This window comes from Bradyrhizobium sp. MOS003, assembly GCF_003020125.1.
Classification (GTDB): Bacteria; Pseudomonadota; Alphaproteobacteria; order Rhizobiales; family Xanthobacteraceae; genus Bradyrhizobium.
In genome coordinates this window covers 212555-231429 of record NZ_PYFW01000004.1, presented here as the reverse complement: position 1 = coordinate 231429, position 18875 = coordinate 212555, and the positions used below count along the sequence as shown (strand labels likewise).

Genomic DNA, 18875 nt, shown 5'->3' with positions numbered 1-18875 from the left:
TGACGGAGATGCGACCATGCCCAGCTCCCGCCGCAACTGTATCGCGGCCCTTCCATTCGCTCTCATCGCCACGGTCTTGGCTTCATCTTGTCTCGCTGCGCAGGCCGATAAACCTGCCGAAGTTACGACTAGAGGTCAGCGCGAGGCGAAGGACATCGCCTATGGCAATTGGCAGAAACTCTGCTTCAAGGCGGGCGGCGCGCCCATGCTGTGCCGGACGTCGATATCAGGCAAGTTTCCGACCGGCCAAATGGCCGTGCGCATCGACCTGATCGAGCGAGAGGGCGCTGCTGCAGCGCGGCTGCAGCTCTTCGTGCCCGTCGGGATGTACCTGCAACAGCCGGCCAAACTGACCGTCGACCAAGGCAGTCCCGTCCGCCTGCCCTACAGCTGGTGCCTGACCAATGCCTGTATTGCCGCCGACGTCGCGCCGGCAGCGCTCGTCAAGCAGATGGAGTCAGGCAAGACGCTGGTCCTGGAGACCGTCGACTCCAACCTGCTGGCATTGACGACATCGGTGCCGCTGGCCGAGTTCGCGGCCGTCCACAAGGGCGCACCGGCCAGGACGCTGGAGCAATATGTCGATGAATGAGCGGCTCGCGCAAGTCACGCGGCTGCAGCACGCCAGCTAATCGCCGTTCGGATCGAGCATGCCAAGCCGCTCCGCGATCGAAACAAGCTCCGCGAGCGAGTCAACCTGCATCTTCTCCATGACCTGGTGGCGGTGCGCTTTGATGGTGCGTTCGGTCGTTCCGAGCTCGTGGCCGATCTGCTTGTTGATCTTGCCGCGCACGATGAAATCGAACACCTGGCGCTCGCGCTGTGTCAGCGAGGCGATGTTCGTGCGGAACGCCTCGAGCCTGCCGCGCTGCCCGCGTGCCGCGTGCTGCCGCGCGAGCGCGCGCTCGATTGCGTCGAGCAAGAGCTCCGACGAAACCGGCTTGGTCAGAAAATCCTCGGCACCCGCCTTGATCGCCCGCACCGTGGTCGCCGTGTCGGCATGCCCGGTCAGAAAAATGATCGGCAGTGTCGAGCCCGAGGCGATCAGATGGCTCTGCAACTCGGGACCACTCAGGCCGGGTATCTGCACGTCGAGCAGAATGCATCCAGGCTGATCGTTACATGGCGGGCCGTCCAGCAGATCCTGCGCCGATGCGTAGGTCGCTACGTCATAGCCGGCGAGCTTCAGCCGGCGCTCTATAGCCGTCCGGAACGATGCGTCGTCATCGACCACGTGGACAAGGCCCGGCACCCCTTCACCTCTCGCTCAGAGTTCAACGATGGCTGCCGAATGACCGAAGCGATACTCCGTAAAGTAATCCTAAAATCGAAACGACGCTTGCAAACGACACGCCTCCCGAAGGCTTGGTCCGCGCAAAGATCGCCCAACGTGTCCAATGGTACAATGATCCTTAGGACAATGGAATGGAATACCGCTTTGGTCGTAAATCAACCCCAGCGGGAGTTAAATAGCGCAGCGCATCCGCTGTGAGATTTTGTTCGACAGACCAATTCGGCGTTCAGCTGAGGAGTTGGCCTATGTTCGTTCGCACCACTACGGATTCCGCACAGCGCCCAAATTCTCTCCGCGACCTCGGCATGACCAGCCAATCGAACCCGCTCGTCAGCCTGAGCGAATTCTCCTATAAGAAAGGCACCGAAGTCTACGGCGAGAAAGAGCCTGCCGAATACGTCTATCAGGTCAAGTATGGTGCGGTGCGAAGCTACAAGCTGCTATCCGATGGCCGCAGGCAGATCGGCGCCTTTCACCTGCGCGGCGATATCTTCGGGCTGGAGAACGGCAGCGAGCACCGGTTCACGGCGGAGGCGATCGTCGACACCACGGTCCGTCTCGTCAAGCGGCAGAGCCTTGAACTTGTAGCCGAAAGCGACGCCGCGGTCGCCAAGAACCTGCTCAGCATGACCACGAACAATCTCCAGCACGCGGAAGATCATATGCTGCTGCTCGGCCGCAAGACATCGCTGGAGCGGGTCGCAGCGTTCCTGCTCGAGATGGACAAGCGATTGACCGCCGCGGGCGTCATGGCACTGCCGATGTCGCGGCGCGATATCGCCGATTATCTCGGCCTGACGCTGGAAACGGTCTCTCGCGCCCTGTCGCGGCTGCACGAGCTCGGCGTCATCGGTTTCATCGGTAACACCCAGCGCCAGATCGTGATGCTGGATCGGCACCATCTCGCAATACTCGACCGGCCGGCCTGATGCGTTCCATCGTTGGTGCTCCTGCCTGCGCGGGATCATTTCCCCCGGGACACCTCGGTCATTCCGAGGTGATCGAGCGTCTTGCGCAGGACCTCGAACAAGATTGCGGCCGACCAACCGAACAACAGAACGCCGTTCATCGCGGTGAGCGGGCCGATGAGCCGCCATTCCCGCACCGGCGTGATATCGCCATAGCCGAGCGTGGTGTAGTTGACGAAGGCGAAATAGAGCAGACCGCTGTCGGCGGCTGCGGCCTGAACGATGTCATACGCCCCTGCCCACACTAGGACCTCCAGCGTGTGCGCGATCTGCAGTACCGCAGCGGTCGCGACCATCACACCCATCAGGTGCAGCCTCGGCCGCTCGGTCGGACGCAGACCAGCCGTGCGGGCAATCGAGACGGCGACGACGGTCACCAGCGCGTGGATGCCGATGTTGATCGCGCTGACCACGGCGCCAACGAAGAATTGCATCAGCATGAGGGTCGACCTGCTCTCTCTTCTATCCCGGCCGACTGCCAGGCGCATCCTGGTCGCGACCGATCCACGCGGCGGCCAATTCCCAGGCGACTGACAGGATGATCGGCCCAATAAAGAGGCCGATGATTCCGTGCGCAAGCGTCCCGCCGATGACCCCGAGCAGGATCACCAGCGTCGGTGTGGTCAGCCCGCGTCCCATCACCAATGGCTTCAGGATGTTGTCGAGCAGACCGACGACGCCGAAGAAGACCGTCAGGAGCAGCGCCGTCGGCACGTCCTTGTCCATCCAGATCCAGACCAGCACGGGAATGAAGACGATGGCCGCGCCGATCTGCACGATCGAGAGCAACAGGACGACGATCGCGAGCAGACCCGCGCTCGGAACGCCCGCGAGCTTCAGCCCGATGCCGGCCAGCAGCGCCTGGATGATCGCCACGCCGATCACGCCTTGCGACACCGCCCGAATGGTCGCGCCCGCCAATCCGATAAAGTGCTCGCTCTGCTCGGGCACGATGCGAGACAAAAATCCACGAACCGCGGCAACGAGCTGCGGCCCATACGGAAACAGAATGCCGGCGATGAAGACCGACACCAGGAACTGGAGCGTGCCGACGCCGGCGCTACCGGCAAACGACAGCATCACGCCTGCAAGCGGCTTCAGATACGGCGCCACCTCGCGCAATACGGCGCGAATATTGGTGTAGGCCAGATTCCAGAGATCGAAGAGCTGGGGACCGATCAGCGGCCAGCTCTTGATCTGCTCGGGGGCGGCCTGCAACGCGAGATCGCCGGAGCCGATCTGGCCCGCAAGGTCCCTGACGCCTTCGACCGCGCTCAGCCCGAGCCACGCCGCGGGCCCGAGAACGATGCCGAGCGTGATCAGGGTGAGAATGGCGGCGGCGATCCGTGGGCGTCCCCCGAGGCGTTTGGCGAGCCAGCCGAACGCCGGATAGAACGCCACCGCAAGCACCGCACTCCAGGTCAGGATCGGCACGAAGGGCCGGATGATGATGAAGGTCCAGACGATCAACAGGGCCAGCAGCGCCAACCGGATCAAAAGCTGGACAATGCCTTCGGCGCTGAAGAGATCGCGAGGAAACTTCAAGGCTCGACGCTCATACATCGGAAAGTGGCGCGCCTAGACAGCGTCCGTCTTCATCCGAGAGCTTGATTCAGGTCAAGCGGTCGCGGAGATTCCGCCACAGCTGCAGTGGTGATCAGGCCAAATCGGCGGGCGGTGAGGTAACTAAGGGCCTCGACCGTAGCTACGAACCGTAGCTGGCAATATTTGCGCCCCGGAAAAAACCGTCCTCCGAACCCACGGGCAAAAACCACGGTCAGCGACCCGATTAGGATGAACACCGGCGAACTGCAAAGTACAGTCCTTCGGCGTAAGTCACTGGTTTTGCTGTGGAATTCGAACGACTGCGAACTGCGGCGAACAATATACTGGCGGAAGGGGTGGGATTCGAACCCACGGTACCCTTGCGGGCACGCCGGTTTTCAAGACCGGTGCCTTAAACCACTCGGCCACCCTTCCGGATCAATAGATTCAACCGCTTAGCGGCTGGTCCCCTTGAACGCAATGCGAACAGTCCGTGGTTTGGGGACATGTCGGGGACCGCGGCTTCTTACGGCTTGAGAAAGCCCGCCGCAAGCGCCGTCAGCGCGCTCGCGAACCTCTCCCTGGCGGCCGTGCTGCGCTTGCGCTTGGTAGGCGCGCTCCGGTCCTGGCACGCCGGATCGAGAGCGTCTTATTCGGGACGTGGAGATCGCTCCACCGCAATGCCAGCAGCTCGTTCCGGCGCGCGCCCGTTGCGGCGGCCAGAGCGACGAACGGATACAGCGGCGCGGTTTGAAACCTGCAACTAAGGCGGCGAGTTCAACTTCGTCCCCCCCCCTTCCTGATGATCGTCAACTTCCTGATCCTCGGTGTCATCGTCGACGTCCATGACTTGGCGTCAGGCTGGGAAATGCGGACGATCCTATCCATCGGGTTGACGGAGATCAGGCCGGTCCGGAGCGCAGTTCCAAGGGCGGCATCAAAAACGGGTGGACATGCCGCGCCGTCCTCGGTGCGGTAACGCCCTCAAGACCATTAGATTAGAAAATTGCGAACTCGTATGTCATCGAAAATTTCGTTATGACACGCTCGCTTCATCCTACCCGAATTCGTCAACTGATCCCGCCTCGCGCGATATGCGCGCCTCCGACAGCGCCGCAGCGCGCAGGCGGCCTTATCTCTTTTTATGGACTTTGGGCTCGATTGAAATGCAATAATCGAACGGATGATAGGCGGCGGGCCACTCGCATACGCTTGATGGGCATGCAAAACGCCGGAACTGAATCGCATCTCCGCCATCCGCAGGCCAGAGCCGTGCGAGCAAGGTCCCGATGGTTACGTTTGCATGCAGTGTGGCGGGGTGATTACAGGGCCACGGAGATCCAATTTGCATCGGACTGAATGCCGGCTGCATCGAGCCGGGAAGCGGGACATCCTGGCAATCATGGGCGACGTAGCAGGAAACGTCTTAAGCGTGCGACCGAGTTGGACGTCAGAGCGCAACGAGCCCGGACGGCTATGCTCGCCGATCGCAATTTGCGCGACGCAGCAAACCGCGTGGAAACTCGTCACCGTCCCATTCTTCGTTGCCCTGTCCGGCCTTGATGGCTCCGCGGCATGACCATCGCGGGCGCGATCAATTTCACGGGCGATATGCCGGATCTGGCGCGCGCACTGCGGGCGATGGCGCTTGGTCCAGCCAGGCCCCGCTGGCATCGCGAGAGCGGCACCATGCTGGGAGTCTGCGACGACGCGGAGCTTGCAGTCGCCGGGCCGATCGTCGCCCTGTTTCACGGGCGCCTCGACGACGTCACCGAGCCGGACGTGCCGCGCACCGGCCTGTCGGCTGCGAACATCGTCATCCACGCTTATCGACGCTGGGGGCCGGACTTCCCGCTGCGGCTGATCGGCGATTTCGCCTGCGCCGTATGGGACGGCGAAACGAAACGCCTGCTGCTGGCGCGCGACACGTTGGGGTTCCAGCCGCTGCATTTTTGGCGTGACGGCAACCAGGTCTTCTTCGCAACCGAGCCTCGGGGCCTTCTGACGCATCCGCAGATCGGGCGGCAGGTCGACGAGCGCTGGGTCGCGCGCTCGCTGGCGCTGCTGCCGTACGAGGATGCGGGGACGCTGTATCGCGGGATCGACCGGGTGATCCCAGGGCATGTCGCCCTGTTCGAGGACGGCAACGCGCGACAATTGCGCTACTGGCGGCCGGAAGAACTGCGTCCCATCCGGCTCGCGCGTAACGAGGACTATGCCGAAGCGATCCGCGCGCTGCTGGACCAGGCCATCCGCTGCCGGATTGCCGGCGCCGTCTCTGTCGGCAGCCATTTGAGCGCGGGCCTCGACAGCTCCAGCGTCGCGGCACTCGCGGCGCGTCAGCTCGGCGAGCGCGGCCTGCGGCTGTCGGCCTTTACTGCGGTTCCAGTCGCGGGCTTCGATGGCAGCGCCTATCGCGACCGCATCTGGGACGAGGGCCCGCTGGCGGCGCGGGTGGCGGAGGCCTACCCCAATATCGATCATGTGCTGGTGCCCAACGAGGGGCCGGCCCTGTTCGACGTCCTCGATCAGATCGGCGATGCCTCCGGCATCCCTGCCGTGAATACGATGAATCAGATCTGGAGCCAGGCGCTCGGCGAGGCAGCCAAACGCCGCGGCGTCACCGTTATGCTGAGCGGCGGCAAAGGCAACATGACGATCAGCTATGACGGCTTCGGCTACCTGACCCGGCTGGCGCGCGAGGGCGACTGGATCGCGCTTGGCGGGCATTTGAGGGCGCTCCACCGCACCGGGACGTCGTGGCCTTCGCTCGGCAACCGGGTGATCGCGCCCTTGCTGCCGCCACGCATGCGCCGATTCCTGCGCCGGCTGTTTGGCCGGCCGGAGCGAGGACTGCGCGACTATTCGGCGTTACGGTTCGATTTCGCCGACCGCTTCGGCGTCCTCGACGAAGCACAAAGTATGGCCGGCAATGTCGGCAATTCGGCCCTGGGGCGGCAGGACGTGCGACTCGCCGTGCTTGGGCGGACCGACGGCGCGATGGTTTGGCGATCCTACAAGCGCAGATACGGCTTTACACAGTGTGATCCCACCGCCGACCGACGCCTGATCGAATTCTGCCTTGCGATTCCAGCCGAGCAATTTCTGCTTCACGGAGAAAACCGCTCGCTGATCCGCCGCGCAATGCAGGGAATTCTGCCCGAAATCGTCAGGCTCGAACGGCGCAAGGGCCTGCAAGCAGCCGATTGGTCGCGTCACATGATCGCGGCCCGGCCGGAGATCGAGGCTGAGATCGAAAGGCTGGAACGAAGCCCCCTGGCCAAGGCCAGCCTCGACCTGCCGCGCCTTCGCCATCTGCTTGAAAACTGGCCCGACGGCGGATGGCACCAGGCCAATGTCGTCTACGACTACCAGCTGGCGCTGGCGAGAGGACTGGCGACGGGTCGCTTCCTCCGCCGCTTCGAGGGCGGCAACGAGTGATCGCCTCTCAGGAAAAATCGATTCCGCCGCTGTCGGGAATGGCTCCGGGTCCATTTTCCGCAGTGTTCGCGTCAGCGATCGTCAGCAAAGGCTTGTGCCAAACCTTGACAGGCCTGGCGGCACTCGAAGCTTCGGCAGCTTCGCTTTCCTGAATGTTTTCCGGCTCTCGCACCGCAGGTCCCTTCCAAGTCCGTTCGCGGTCGCAACTCTATCATGCATCTTGGCCGGCACAACCGATCGCGCGGGCGTCAATCCTCCGGCGGTACGGTCACATCGTCTTGTCCGGGCCGGAACAGGGCAATGGGTCGAAACAACCCGGCCTGCTCACCGCCAACCACGATCCGCCCGCTTGCGAGGCGCAACCAGACATGCGCGTCCAGGCCCTGCTCCGATTTGCGGACGCCGTAGACCAGATCGGCTGCGATGCCTCGCCGCCCCAACAAGCGCTGCGCGGCAATTGCCTGGTCGAAGCAGACCGAGCGCCACGGCACGCGTTTGGACGCGGCCAGAACAGCCCAGCGCACGCGCTTCGACAGCAGGTCCGGATCGCCGACCGCGGCGGAACCTGCAGGACGGGTGAGATCACGCGCGACGCGGTCGAATGGCCGCACCTTCAGGGTGAGAGCAGCGAGCGCAAGTTCGCGCACAGCCTCGGCCAGCAGCGGGAGATCGCGGCGGCGCGCCCAGAGCCTGGAGCGTCGCTCAACTGTCATCGCCCGGCTTCCGCCTGGAAACCAGATTCCCGCGACGAACAAGTTCGAGGAAAAACCCGGAACCGAGCCAGCTCGTCAAAGGCCGCAACGGATCACGAAAAGTCAACTCCCGCATCCGGAACAGCGCCCGGACCATTTTCGGCGCTGTTGGCTTGCAGGATGGTCATGACCGGCTTGTGCCATTCCGCAACCGGCACCTCGACGGTGGGCTCTTGTCCTGTCGCGCTCTCAGGCTCCTGCATCGATCCATCCTTGTAAGTCAAAGCTTCTTCAAAGATATCATCGTCACCGGAAAAATGAAATCGCAAGCCCCTTGCCGCCGATCCGGAAAATCGCGCTCAATCTTCATAGCCGAGATCCCGCATCATGGGGCCATGATCGCGCAGAATACGGTTGGCTTGCGCAGCCGTCAGACGCTGACGCCAGCCGCCGGCGGTTCCTGCGCCGAAGAAGCGGTTCGGCGCCTCCGGCGACGACTCACGAAAGCCTTCGCGAGTCTCGGCGGCCTGCAGCCTGTCGAAACGGCTGGCATCAATTGCCGAGGCCAGCAGGTCCGGCGGCGCGGATTGGCCGAAAGCCCGCGCGATGGCCGTAAATGTCGGCAATGGAGCGGCGAGCAAATCCTCGTAGCGCACGCGCGTGAGATTGAGCCCTGAATCGAGCCAGCTTGCGGTATGAGCAGTCCAGCTGGAGACGAGCTGCGGCAATTGCGGCCTCAGACCCTGCGTGCTGTTGCCGATCGACAATTCGGGTCGCGCCATCCATGCAATCGCCTCGTCGACCGTGACCCCGTAATAGGTCGCGAACGACGGCGCGACGTCGCGGGGATCACGGATGATCAGGACCACGGCCCCTACCGCCTCGCGCGGGAACGGTGGCTCGGCGGCCCCCGGCGCCGGCAGCCACGCATCATGTGTCTTGATCGGAAATGATCGTTTTTGCGGCGGGACCGCCCGATGGGCAAGCGGTCGCAAGCGGCGTTGCTCATCGGGCAGCAAATCGGATGTTTCGACTTCAAGCGCATCGTCGAAGAACGAGCGATCGGAGGCGATCGGCCCCTCCAGCGCATTGATATTGAGCGAGCCATCGCCTCGCATGAGGGCCGTCAACAACGCCCGCACCCAGGTGTTGCCCGATCTCGGATAGGACGCGATCAGGTTCAACCCGCTCATGACGCTACGTGGTCCTCGATACAGCGAAGCAAGGAATCGAGTTCCGAGAAATCGGTCCGGCGACTCAGGCGATAAACGTCGGCGGCGCTCACGATCTGTCCGATGGCTTGGAAGAGCTCGCCTTCCCGTCCCCAGATTGCGGCCGTTCGCTTCCGATAGATTTGATCGTTTAGCCCCGCCACCGCGGCCATCGGAGGCAGCTTCTGGATCTCGGCTTGACCACTGAGAGCGACGTTCTGAGCGCGGAGCAGAAAAACCGCTTTCAACGATACCGGCTCGGTATGAAAGTCGGCGGCTCCGGCGAAGCGCAGGTAATATTTGCGCTGACCGAAGCGGTTCGCCTCCAACCCGTCCGATCCCAGGCCCATGGCCTCCAGGGAGTCCTGCCACAATTTGACGCGCGGGAAAGCCGGTCTCACGACCGGGCCTCCGGCAGCGCCGGTATCGATCACGCAGATATCGTCCGACACCAGCGCGTGGCCGCGCCGTGTCAGGGCGGCTGCCAGCGTGGATTTACCGGCCCCTGACATCCCTGAAATCGCAACCCCCTTGCCGCCGATCCGGATGCACGATGCATGTAGGGGCATGAGGCCGCGGCAATGCACGAGAAGGCCGAGAACGGTGCCAAACAGGAACGTGCGGATATCAGGGGAATCTGCCGCCATTTGCGGATCGACGACGATTTCGTGCGAGCTGCGCAGCCAGTAGCTCGCGACGCCGTCGATGGAAAGCCGAGCCTGCTTCTGCGACGTAACCTGCAACAGCGGCGAGACATCCCGCGCGTCATCGAGCCGGGACGGGATCGCGCCGATTCGGATTGTCAGATCCGCCTCCCGGTCGTCTCCGATCCAGGGCGTCAGTTCGGGAAGCGCCAGGTCGGAGCGAACACGCCAGCCACACAAGAACAGATCGCCGCCCGGAGAAGCCGTCACTCCGCCAGACTCAGCCGACATGGATCAGCCGCTGATCGCGCAAGGACACAAGCAGCTCGAGAACATCGGCTGTAATCTGCTCACGATCGCCGCGGTAATTTGCCGCCATGGCCTGGCAAAGGGCTTCAACGGTCAAAGGCCGCGCCAGGCGCCGCCAGATGTCGCTGCCGATCTCGTCCAGCCCGCAATACACTCCACCCTCGATGCTCATCAGGATGAAGTTGCCGTCAACCTCGGTGGCAAGGTGCTTCTGCGCCCGGGATACTGTATCGGTGAGGCTCAACGTGCTGGGCATACGGGATCGCTGACTTTCACGACATCGACAAAAACTGAGGACCTTTACCGTTTTCGTGCCGTAGATACAAATCTGCTCATTCCGCCCATTGATGGCGATACCAGCAGTTGATGGCAAAGCGGCTGTCCAGAAACGCACCGGACGGGCAGGACACCGGTTGCACCTCATGCGGGACCCATGACGGAAACAGGATGAGTGTATCCGGGCCGGGCGGGAGATCGACGAAACGTCGTTCGCCGTCCGCTGCGGGCGCCATCGCATAGAGCCTCAGATCGCCGCCGCCAAATCCCTTGGGCTGGCGGTGAAAATAATAGACGCCCGTCAAGGCCCGCGCCGAACGGGCGTGAGGGTCGTCCGTCGCGGTATCGATATGCTCCACAAAGAAGGCGCCGTCGCCGTGGGCCACCAGTTCAAGTTCCAACGGAGCAAGATTGACAGCGGAGAGGCCGAGATCCCGAATGGCCCATTCGACGACGCTGAGGAAACGCGCCTCGATCTCCGGACGCAGATCACCAAAGTCCCTGAGCATGCGCGAGAGCCGAATGGTTCCGTTCACCCTGCCCTTGCTGATGCGTGTCGACACAAAATCACTTTCGCGACGGGCCGCATAAGCGAGCAACCGTTCGACCAACGCCTCTCCCATAAACGACTCGACTCGTCTGTATGGCGGCGGCTGCTCCAGAGCCTTTTGAAGCGCGATCAATTGCGACGCTCCCGACTGGTTGATGAGTGCCGCACGTTGTGCTGTACCGCCAGGTTCGCCATTGCAGCCTCGCGCGCGCTCGTGGTTTTCGTCATTCGTCCTGGCCGGAGTTGAACGCCTGTGGTGTCGTCAATATCCACACACCCGCTTGCGTATCAATCCCGATCTGCCAATAGTCGGTTCGCGCGAGGGCAGGAATGTCGAAGAAAACCGGACCTGACGGAGGGCCAGACGCAGGCCAAAAGCCCGGTCTGCTTGCGTCATTGCAGGGCTACGTTGCCGACCGGTCGCGCCGAAGCCGAGCCAGGCTTTTGTTCCAGACCCTCGCTCCACAGGACGATGCCCGCGTGCTGGATCTCGGCGGCGGCCGGGGGTTGCATGCAGCACGTTACTATGGCCGTCTGACAAACGTCTGGATCGGCGATCACAGCCGGCAAAGCCTCGAACGGGCCAATCGGGATTTTGGCTATCGAACGATTTTGCTGGAAGGTACGACCACGCTGCCGCTGGACGACAACGCATTTGACATCATTTTCTGCTCGTCGGTCATCGAACATGTGACCGGACCCAAGCATGAGGCGCTGGCGCTTTTCAAGACCGACGGCGCGCGGTTCGCAGCTGAAGCCTACTCTTATCAAAAGCGGTTTGCGGATGAAATTCGCCGTTGTGCGACCCAGTATTTCGTCCAGACCCCCTATCGCTATTTTCCCATCGAGGTCCACTGCTGGATCCCCCTGGTCAGTCTCCTGCCAACGCATTGGCAATGGCGGGTGATCGACCTTTTCAACAAGTTCTGGCCGAGAAAGCAAATGAGCCCGGACTGGGCCCTGTTGAACGAACGGCAGATGCGCGAGCTTTTTCCCGATGGAGAAATCCACCGCGAAAAATTCCTGATCTTCACGAAATCCCTCATTGCGGTCCGGCGAGGACGCCCAGTTCCCGTCGCCACGACCGAACACGCTCGCAACGCCTCCAGTGGCCCATGATCGCCATGCCTGCCTTTCTGCGCCTGATGGCGACGGTGCCGCGCGGTCGCCTCGTCTTAATTCTCGTCCTGATGGCTCTCAGCGGCATCAGCGAAGGCGTGGGCTTGATTCTGCTCGTTCCCCTACTCGATCTTCTCGGTTCGGCGCCGGAGACCGGCGCGGCGCATGGCTTGAACCGCCTGCTCTCGGCATCGGGTATACCCCTGACGTTGCAGAGCGTCCTGATCCTCTTTGTCGGTGTCGTGATGGCCCGAAACGTAATTCAGTTTGCGCGCGAACGGTTGGCGGCGCGTGTGCAGTTTGAGTTTGTCGACGCGCTGCGCCGCGACTGCCTCGATGCGATTCTCGACGCCGACTGGCGCTGGATCGTCGGGCAGCGGCAGGCGGATCATGCCAGCCTCCTGCTCACGGACATCAACCGTGTCGGTCTCGGCCTCAACGCCGGACTGAGTTTCCTTGCCGGAGCCGCAATTGCGCTTGCCTATCTTTCTACCGCGATCCTGCTGTCATGGAAGATCAGCGCGCTCGCGATCATCAGCGGCGGCAGTATTTTCCTTCTTCTCGCACGTCATCGCCGTGCCGCACTGCACCTCGGCCAGACACTGGGCCAGGCCAGCCGCGCCCTGCACGCGGACGTTCAACAAAGCCTCTCCGGCATCAAGCTCGCCAGGATTCTTGGGGCCGAGCGCCTCCAGGCCGAGGCCATCATTTCCACCAGCAGGAACCTGCGGACCTCGCAATTGGCATTCACCTCCGGCACGAGCTTATCGAGGGCGCTGTTCCAGACGGCAGGCGCGGCGCTCGTGGCCGTCTATATCTATGTCGGGCTGACCATCTGGCAGGTGCCGATGGCGGAAATCCTGACGCTGGTTGTCGTCTTCGCGCGCCTGATCCCGATGTTCGGCAACCTTCAGCAACAATCGTATCTATGGCTGCACGCCCTGCCCGCCTATGCCGAGGCCGAGCGATTGATCGCGGAATGCAAACGGGTCCGACGACCGAGGAGCGGCCGCGACGACCCGGCGCTCCCTCTGCAGCGGGAGATCCGGCTCGACAGCGTGACCCTGTGCCATGATGGGCGCAAGGAAGCCGCGCTGAGCGAGGTCTCGCTCCGGTTCGCGGTCGGAACCACGACAGCGATCGTCGGGCCATCAGGGGCAGGCAAGAGCACGCTGGTGGACCTGCTGGCGGGGCTTCTCGGTCCGGACCGTGGCACAGTGTCGGTGGACGGCGTCGAACTGACCACCGCCTTGCAACCGCGCTGGCGAAGGACGGTCGGCTATGTTCCGCAGGAACTGTTTCTCTTCAACGACACGATTCGTGCCAATCTGCTCTGGGCTCGGCCAACCGCGAGCGACGACGATCTGCGGCACGCGCTGCAACAGGCCGCCGCCGGATTCGTCCTGCAACTTCCCCGGGGCCTCGACACCATGATCGGCGATGCCGGAGCACTTTTGTCCGGGGGCGAACGCCAGCGGATTGCGCTTGCCCGAGCGCTCCTGACGCGACCGGACGTGCTGATCCTCGACGAGGCGACCAGCGCCCTCGATTTCGACAACGAGCGGCAGGTCCAGGCGGCTCTCGACGCCCTCCATGGGCGCATCACGATCTTCATTATCGGTCACAGACTGCTCGACCTCGATCGAGCCGACATGGTGGTGATGCTCCGTGGCGGCCGCGTTATTGCCGCCGGACCATGGAGCAATGTCGTGCGCTCAAGTGTCGCGCCTGGGCCGGACTCCGAATGCGACCCAGGCGGTGCATCGGCGCCGGCATCTGTTGATCCAGGGACCAGATAGCTTCCTGACGGCGAGCTGCCGTTCGAAACTGCCGCCAAGGCCGGACGCCCGCGACCTCCGCCGTAGGACCTGACCTGTGGACAGCGGCTTCGCCTCGTCCCCCTGACGAGGCCTGCATGGCAATTTCCCGGCGACGAGGGTCGCCGGACAGTCCCCGCTATGCTAGCAACGTCAAAATCCACTACGACCTGGCGATATTTGCCACCTTTGCTTCGGATCAGCTGCGCTCACTATGCCCCTTGTGACTTTCATAGTCGGGACGGTACCCGACATCATCAAGTCAATCGATGTTGCGCGAGAGTTGGCGACGAACGGGCTCAGCGTTTCGATCTACGATACGCTTCAGAACAGATCGGACGAATTCGAGCGGCATCGTGATGTCCCGATTATCCGCAGCAGCGTGGTGCGCGCCGAATGTCGTGACGATCTGGACTGGGTGGCCAGCTGTGCAAGCGAGATCGCCGAGCTCTGCGGCGATCTCGTCGTGGTCCAAGGCGATACTTACAGCGCCCTCGCCGGTGCCCACGGCGCCGTCAGGGCCGGCGCGGCGCTCGCTCATATCGAAGCGGGACTCCGCAGCCATGACCCGCTGAGTCCGTTTCCCGAAGAGATGAACCGCGTGTTCATCGATACGCAGAGCGACCTGCTGTTCTGCGCAACCCGGACCGATTTTGACGACCTTTGCGCGACCGCAAGCGTCGTCGACAAGAAGAGCTTCGTCGTCGGCAACACGGTCTGCGACCCGATCTTCCAGCACCGCGACCATCTGGCTTCGGCCGCGACGCGGCCGAACGGCGTTCTCGTCTCACTACACAGGCGCGAGAACTATCGGCATCGCGAGCAGATCATAAAATCACTCTCCAGGCTCATTACGAACTTTCCCGGGACTGAATTTCGTCTGTTGAAGCGCGGTCTGCTGGCGACGAGCGAGGCTGCGGAATTCGGCGCCAATGCCACGATGATCGGTCTGACGGAACATCTGCATTTTCTCGAAATGCTGACCGGGTCCCAGATCGCGATCTGCGATTCCGGTGGAATTCTGGAGGAGGCGGTGACGCTGGGCGTGCCGGTCGTCTGCCTGCGCCGGACGCTCGAGCGCGGTCGGCTGGTCGAGGGCGTCGACTGCATTGATCCGGGTGCGGTGGAAGGTCCACAGCTACCGCTGCTGATCGAACGTCTGCTGTCACCGCAGCTCGGCGGTCGCGGCCCCTTGCGCGAGACTTTTGGCGACGGCCAAAGTGCCAAGCGAATCGCGACACTCATTCTCGACCACCTCGACGCAAGCATCCGTCGCAACGAGGGAGGACACACCGATCCGGATCGCGACCAGAGAGTCCTCGTCCCATTCGCCCGTTCCAAAGCGGCAGAGAGCCCGGGCCCGGTCAAGGACTTTCGGACCGATCAGAGATCCCGACGCTTCACCGCGGTCGCCTCGGGAGCCGATGCGTGCGATTCCTGACGCCGGACGGCCGACGCCATGATCAATGACGGACAGCGCAAGACCGCCAACGAGGACGTCCTGCTCTCGGAGCTGGGGCGATCCGTGCTGCGCTTCTATTTGGACTTCGCAACGCTGCTGGTTCCGCTGGCGTTGCTGGCGGCGCTGACTGCGGCCATCTACGTCCACGCAAAGCCGGTTTACCAGGCCACCGGTCTGCTCGACGCACCGAAACTGTCGCTCGACGAATGGCGCCATCTCGGCCCGCTGCTTCCAGACTCTCGCCTCATCAGCGGGACGTTCGGGCAACTCGGATGGTCCAACAGCGATGGCTCGGAAGCGACGCCGCATGCGGCGGCGGTGCGCAGGCGATTCGAGTCTCGGACCTTCTGGGAAGGCAGCCTTCAGTACCGCAGCGCGTTGCGGCGCGAGGATGTGCGCGAAGCACCCGGCTCCGATCCGAAAGCGTCCACGACACTGGGCATTGATGTCGCGTTGCGAGCCCCCGGCCGCGAGATCGCGACCGAGTTGATGAACGCCATCGCGCGCCATGTCGGTCAAGTCTTGTCCTGGTCGATGCTCGACACATTCCTGCGCGATCGAAGGGACGCCACGGTCAGCCGAAAGGCGGAGCTGGAAGTCATGCTGACGAAGCTGAACTTCGCCGTCACGCAGACGGAGACGCGCATCCTGGACATGCGCCAGATCGTCGACGCGTTCCCTGATCTGAGAGACCTCGGTGGCAGTACCATCGTCTCACCGGAGAACGGCGGCGGCCGATATCTGTCTCCGGCGGCCCAACTCGTCGCGTTCAAATCGACGCTGATAGATCAACGAGGGCAGATCGCGACCGCAGAGCGCGAGCTCGATATCCTTCGTTGGTATGAGCAGTTCTTCGCACGTGCGGCTGCGCCGCCCGATGATGTTCGTTCCGGTTCTCGCCTCGCCGACTGGCTCGACGGCAAACGCAAGGAGTTCTTTTCCAAGCCGGCCGGCGCTGCGGTCCAGGTCGACCAGGAGATCGCGTTCGCCATAGCCGAGGCGCGCACGCGCGGCGATCGGATCGCCTACGGCGCGGCGCCGATCGTCGACCCCTGGCCGGTCACGACCAGGGCGCCGCTGCCGGTGGCGAGCATAGCGTTCGTTGTCGCGATGTTGCTGTTCGGACTGCTTTTGCTGATCTATCGCAGCGCAAGGCAGCTCGATGGTCCCTCCCGGACAGCACCTTGGCTGGCCTCGAAGGATCCACTCTTTGCATGGCTGCCGCCGCGGTTGCGCGGCGTCCTGTTCCGCTACGAGCGGCGGTATCAGGACAAGGCGCGCTAGCGAAGCCGGATGGCCGGCGTTCGGGCCGACGCCATCTCCGCCAGCAAACGGTTCAGGATGCCCTGCAGGCCGAGCTGGGCGCGCCAGCCAAGCAGGGAGTATGCCTTGGCGGGGTCGCCCAATTGACTGGCACGATCGAAGCGGCGGCGGCGCTTCTCGTCGATCTCGATACGAATGGTTCGCCCCAGGCATGTGCCGAGACAATTCACGAGACGCTCCACCGAGTGCTCCTCGCCCGAGCATAGATTGAAGACGTCGAGTGGCTGGGGCCGCGCATCCGCCAGGATCGCAAGCAGTCCGCCGGCCACCTCATCGGCATGCAGGTAGTCGCGGCGCGATTCGAGATTGCCGAGCCTCACGGCATCGGCGCCTGCGTGTTCCAGCTGCGCAAGGACGTCGGGAAGCAGATGCGCATTCGGATCGTCATTGCCGATCGTGTTGAATATCCGCGCGATGCGGCCGGTCGCCGCACTGCGCTCGCACCATAGCCGCAGCTGGCTTTCGTTGGAGAGCTTGGACAGGGCGTAATTGTCCATTGCCTGCGTCGGTGACGTCTCTTCCTGAAGCGGGCCCTCCACCCATCGGTAGACCGCGCCGCTGGACGCCAGAACGACGCGCGCGACCCGGGCTTCGGACGCTGCCATGAGCACGGTTTCCGTTCCCAGCACATTGACGTCGAGGCACCGCCGCCGGTCGATCTCGCAAGTCGGAATATGATGGAGCGCCGCCAGATGCACGATCGCATCCGGTCGAAAATCGCCAATCAACGCCAGCATCTCGCCCTCCTCGCGGATATCGCAGCGGTGCGCGATCGCTGCGCCTGCCGGCATCGGCAGCCCGCTGCTGAGGTCGTCGACGACCGCGACGATATGGCCTTGGCCGGCGAGACGGGACACGAGGCGTCGTCCGATCATGCCGGCGCCGCCCGTCACGCACACCCTCATGATTGCGCCTCCCCTGTGATCCCGGCAGTGCTGTGATCGGCACCGGGCTCGCTTGCCGGGGCACAAAAGACCAAAGCTGCCGCCACCGAGATATGTAGCGAAAACCCGTAGAACGGCAGATAGAAATCAAACAGCCCGAGACCAAACAGGACGACGAGCCACGTCAGCGCCCATCGTCGGCGAGCTTTGCCGGACCTGGCGGAAAGAGCGGGCCAGCCAAGCGTCATGAAAAGCCCGGTCATGGCGATGAACCCCATCATTCCGGTTTCCGAGAGAATTCCAAGGACGAGATTGTGCGCGTGCAGCTCGCCACGCAGGAACCGCCCTCCGGTAAAATCCGGCGTCAGGAACTGAAACACGCCAGGGCCCAGCCCCCACCAGGGCCGCCCGGTCCAGGCATCGAAGGCGCCTTGCCAGATATATGTCCGGCCAAGCGAGAACATGGTGGCGAAACTTTCCCGAGAAGCGCTCGTCAGTTCCTCATAGCGAAACCAGATCGTCGCCGCGATCAGTCCGGCCAATAGCGCCAGCGCGGAAAGGGCGAGCCAACGCTGGCGGCCGCGTCTCGTGACGGCGAACGCCGCCGCCAGCATGAGAAGCGGCACGATAGGATTGCGGGCCTCGGTCAGAATCAATGTGGCCGCCGCGCCGGTCATCGCCGCAGCCAGATCCAACTTGCCGATCGCGCCTTCCGTGCGCAGCTGGCTCGCCATGACGGCCACGACCACCGCGACAGCGCCGAAGGTTGCCGGATGCTCGTAGAGTCCGATGATTCGCGGCATGTATTTTAGTGCATCGGAGCCATGAAACAGGACGCTCAAGCGCGAGATCCAGTCGATGCCGTATCGATTGCCCAGCCCGACGGCGAGCCCGACCCAGAGCGCGATGATCAGCGCGCGGCCGACCGCGCCCCGCAGACGCGGGTAAAGCAGAAGGAAATTGAGGATGCACCAGAGCATCAAGAGCTGGGTCGCGTAGCGAACGGCAAATTTCACCGCAATCGGGCGATGATCGGAGAGCGCGGTCGAGATGACGAGCACGCAGAGGCAGGCCACGATGGCAACGAACGGGGCCCTCAGCCGGCTTGCGATGCCGCGCTCCCTGACGAAGAAAAAGACCGTCGCCCCCAACGCGACGAGACGAAGCGCCGTTGACCCGAGCGACAGCCCCTGCCCCTCCTCGAATGCTGTACCGATCACGACGTGCTGCAGGCAGAACAGCAGGTACAGAAGCGCAAGACCAATGGTCGCGGTGGTTTGCGGCACCATCCCGGATGCGACCTTGGCTCTCGGATCCGGAGCGATGTTCGACAAAGCCAT

At 63.2% G+C, this 18875-nt stretch carries 18 protein-coding genes and 1 tRNA gene; 7 read left to right on the top strand and 12 right to left on the bottom strand.

The window, feature by feature from the left end; genetic code table 11:
- The first annotated feature begins 16 nt into the window (after positions 1–16).
- Complete coding sequence (locus C7G42_RS19950) at positions 17–592, top strand: invasion associated locus B family protein (RefSeq protein ID WP_106950669.1); 576 nt, start codon at positions 17–19, stop codon at positions 590–592.
- 36 nt (positions 593–628) lie between these two features.
- Here the strand turns inward: C7G42_RS19950 and C7G42_RS19945 are convergent, their stop codons facing one another.
- Positions 629–1252, bottom strand: a complete 624-nt coding sequence (locus C7G42_RS19945) for a response regulator transcription factor (protein ID WP_106950668.1) — start codon at positions 1250–1252, stop codon at positions 629–631.
- 287 nt (positions 1253–1539) lie between these two features.
- Here C7G42_RS19945 and C7G42_RS19940 point away from each other — a divergent pair, with 287 nt between their 5' ends.
- On the top strand, positions 1540–2223 hold the full coding sequence (locus C7G42_RS19940; RefSeq protein WP_106950667.1) for a helix-turn-helix domain-containing protein: 684 nt from the start codon (positions 1540–1542) through the stop codon (positions 2221–2223).
- Between the two features lie 35 nt (positions 2224–2258).
- Here the strand turns inward: C7G42_RS19940 and C7G42_RS19935 are convergent, their stop codons facing one another.
- The 3 genes from C7G42_RS19935 to C7G42_RS19925 all read right to left on the bottom strand — a co-directional run bounded on the left by C7G42_RS19935 (position 2259) and on the right by C7G42_RS19925 (position 4242).
- Positions 2259–2702, bottom strand: coding sequence for a potassium channel family protein (locus tag C7G42_RS19935; protein ID WP_106950666.1), 444 nt, complete (start codon positions 2700–2702; stop codon positions 2259–2261).
- 22 nt (positions 2703–2724) lie between these two features.
- Positions 2725–3825: an AI-2E family transporter gene (locus C7G42_RS19930; protein ID WP_106950665.1), complete on the bottom strand. Its 1101-nt coding sequence runs from the start codon at positions 3823–3825 to the stop codon at positions 2725–2727.
- Between the two features lie 327 nt (positions 3826–4152).
- Positions 4153–4242 (bottom strand) — tRNA-Ser (locus C7G42_RS19925).
- A 1347-nt stretch (positions 4243–5589) separates the two neighbouring features.
- Between C7G42_RS19925 and C7G42_RS19915 the strand changes: the two genes are divergently transcribed.
- Positions 5590–7248 carry an asparagine synthetase B family protein gene (locus C7G42_RS19915; protein ID WP_158537613.1) on the top strand — a complete coding sequence of 553 codons (1659 nt, stop codon included), beginning with the start codon at positions 5590–5592 and terminating at the stop codon, positions 7246–7248.
- A gap of 248 nt (positions 7249–7496) precedes the next feature.
- On the opposite strand, the gene C7G42_RS19910 is transcribed toward C7G42_RS19915, so the two are convergent.
- The 6 genes from C7G42_RS19910 to C7G42_RS19885 all read right to left on the bottom strand — a co-directional run bounded on the left by C7G42_RS19910 (position 7497) and on the right by C7G42_RS19885 (position 11063).
- Positions 7497–7961: a lasso peptide biosynthesis B2 protein gene (locus C7G42_RS19910; RefSeq protein ID WP_106950662.1), complete on the bottom strand. Its 465-nt coding sequence runs from the start codon at positions 7959–7961 to the stop codon at positions 7497–7499.
- Positions 7962–8053: 92 nt separating this feature from the next.
- Complete coding sequence (locus tag C7G42_RS19905) at positions 8054–8269, bottom strand: hypothetical protein (RefSeq protein ID WP_106950661.1); 216 nt, start codon at positions 8267–8269, stop codon at positions 8054–8056.
- A 30-nt stretch (positions 8270–8299) separates the two neighbouring features.
- Positions 8300–9124, bottom strand: a complete 825-nt coding sequence (locus C7G42_RS19900) for a sulfotransferase domain-containing protein (protein WP_158537612.1) — start codon at positions 9122–9124, stop codon at positions 8300–8302.
- 5 nt (positions 9125–9129) lie between these two features.
- The gene (locus tag C7G42_RS19895) at positions 9130–10065 is read right to left on the bottom strand and encodes an HPr kinase/phosphorylase (protein ID WP_158537610.1); all 936 of its coding nucleotides are present in this window, start codon (positions 10063–10065) and stop codon (positions 9130–9132) included.
- A 10-nt stretch (positions 10066–10075) separates the two neighbouring features.
- Positions 10076–10360: a PqqD family protein gene (locus C7G42_RS19890; protein WP_106950658.1), complete on the bottom strand. Its 285-nt coding sequence runs from the start codon at positions 10358–10360 to the stop codon at positions 10076–10078.
- A 76-nt stretch (positions 10361–10436) separates the two neighbouring features.
- Positions 10437–11063, bottom strand: a complete 627-nt coding sequence (locus C7G42_RS19885; protein ID WP_147250268.1) for a 2OG-Fe(II) oxygenase — start codon at positions 11061–11063, stop codon at positions 10437–10439.
- Between the two features lie 197 nt (positions 11064–11260).
- Between C7G42_RS19885 and C7G42_RS19880 the strand changes: the two genes are divergently transcribed.
- From C7G42_RS19880 to C7G42_RS19865, 4 genes are all read left to right on the top strand, one after another.
- Positions 11261–12049: a class I SAM-dependent methyltransferase gene (locus C7G42_RS19880; RefSeq protein WP_106950656.1), complete on the top strand. Its 789-nt coding sequence runs from the start codon at positions 11261–11263 to the stop codon at positions 12047–12049.
- Positions 12046–13848 carry an ABC transporter ATP-binding protein gene (locus tag C7G42_RS19875; protein WP_106950655.1) on the top strand — a complete coding sequence of 601 codons (1803 nt, stop codon included), beginning with the start codon at positions 12046–12048 and terminating at the stop codon, positions 13846–13848. Before C7G42_RS19880 ends, C7G42_RS19875 begins: the two co-directional genes overlap by 4 nt.
- Positions 13849–14149: 301 nt before the next feature.
- Positions 14150–15307: a UDP-N-acetylglucosamine 2-epimerase gene (locus tag C7G42_RS19870; RefSeq protein WP_158537608.1), complete on the top strand. Its 1158-nt coding sequence runs from the start codon at positions 14150–14152 to the stop codon at positions 15305–15307.
- An 84-nt stretch (positions 15308–15391) separates the two neighbouring features.
- A complete protein-coding gene (locus tag C7G42_RS19865; protein WP_147250267.1) occupies positions 15392–16612 on the top strand; it encodes a hypothetical protein in 1221 nt (406 codons plus the stop codon).
- On the opposite strand, the gene C7G42_RS19860 is transcribed toward C7G42_RS19865, so the two are convergent.
- Both C7G42_RS19860 and C7G42_RS19855 read right to left on the bottom strand, forming a co-directional pair.
- Positions 16609–17556, bottom strand: coding sequence for an NAD-dependent epimerase/dehydratase family protein (locus tag C7G42_RS19860; protein ID WP_106950652.1), 948 nt, complete (start codon positions 17554–17556; stop codon positions 16609–16611). The genes C7G42_RS19865 and C7G42_RS19860 overlap by 4 nt on opposite strands.
- Complete coding sequence (locus C7G42_RS19855; protein WP_158537606.1) at positions 17553–18875, bottom strand: O-antigen ligase family protein; 1323 nt, start codon at positions 18873–18875, stop codon at positions 17553–17555. Before C7G42_RS19855 ends, C7G42_RS19860 begins: the two co-directional genes overlap by 4 nt.

Bases quoted from the DNA above. Each gene is read 5' to 3' on its own strand.
- C7G42_RS19950 (WP_106950669.1), top strand. From the start codon at position 17: ATGCCCAGCTCCCGCCGCAACTGTATCGCGGCCCTTCCATTCGCTCTC.
- C7G42_RS19940 (WP_106950667.1), top strand. From the start codon at position 1,540: ATGTTCGTTCGCACCACTACGGATTCCGCACAGCGCCCAAATTCTCTC.
- C7G42_RS19935 (WP_106950666.1), bottom strand. From the start codon at position 2,702: ATGCTGATGCAATTCTTCGTTGGCGCCGTGGTCAGCGCGATCAACATC.
- C7G42_RS19930 (WP_106950665.1), bottom strand. From the start codon at position 3,825: ATGTATGAGCGTCGAGCCTTGAAGTTTCCTCGCGATCTCTTCAGCGCC.
- C7G42_RS19910 (WP_106950662.1), bottom strand. From the start codon at position 7,961: ATGACAGTTGAGCGACGCTCCAGGCTCTGGGCGCGCCGCCGCGATCTC.
- C7G42_RS19890 (WP_106950658.1), bottom strand. From the start codon at position 10,360: ATGCCCAGCACGTTGAGCCTCACCGATACAGTATCCCGGGCGCAGAAG.
- C7G42_RS19880 (WP_106950656.1), top strand. From the start codon at position 11,261: ATGTCGAAGAAAACCGGACCTGACGGAGGGCCAGACGCAGGCCAAAAG.
- C7G42_RS19875 (WP_106950655.1), top strand. From the start codon at position 12,046: ATGATCGCCATGCCTGCCTTTCTGCGCCTGATGGCGACGGTGCCGCGC.
- C7G42_RS19860 (WP_106950652.1), bottom strand. From the start codon at position 17,556: ATGAGGGTGTGCGTGACGGGCGGCGCCGGCATGATCGGACGACGCCTC.
- C7G42_RS19855 (WP_158537606.1), bottom strand. From the start codon at position 18,875: ATGGCTTTGTCGAACATCGCTCCGGATCCGAGAGCCAAGGTCGCATCC.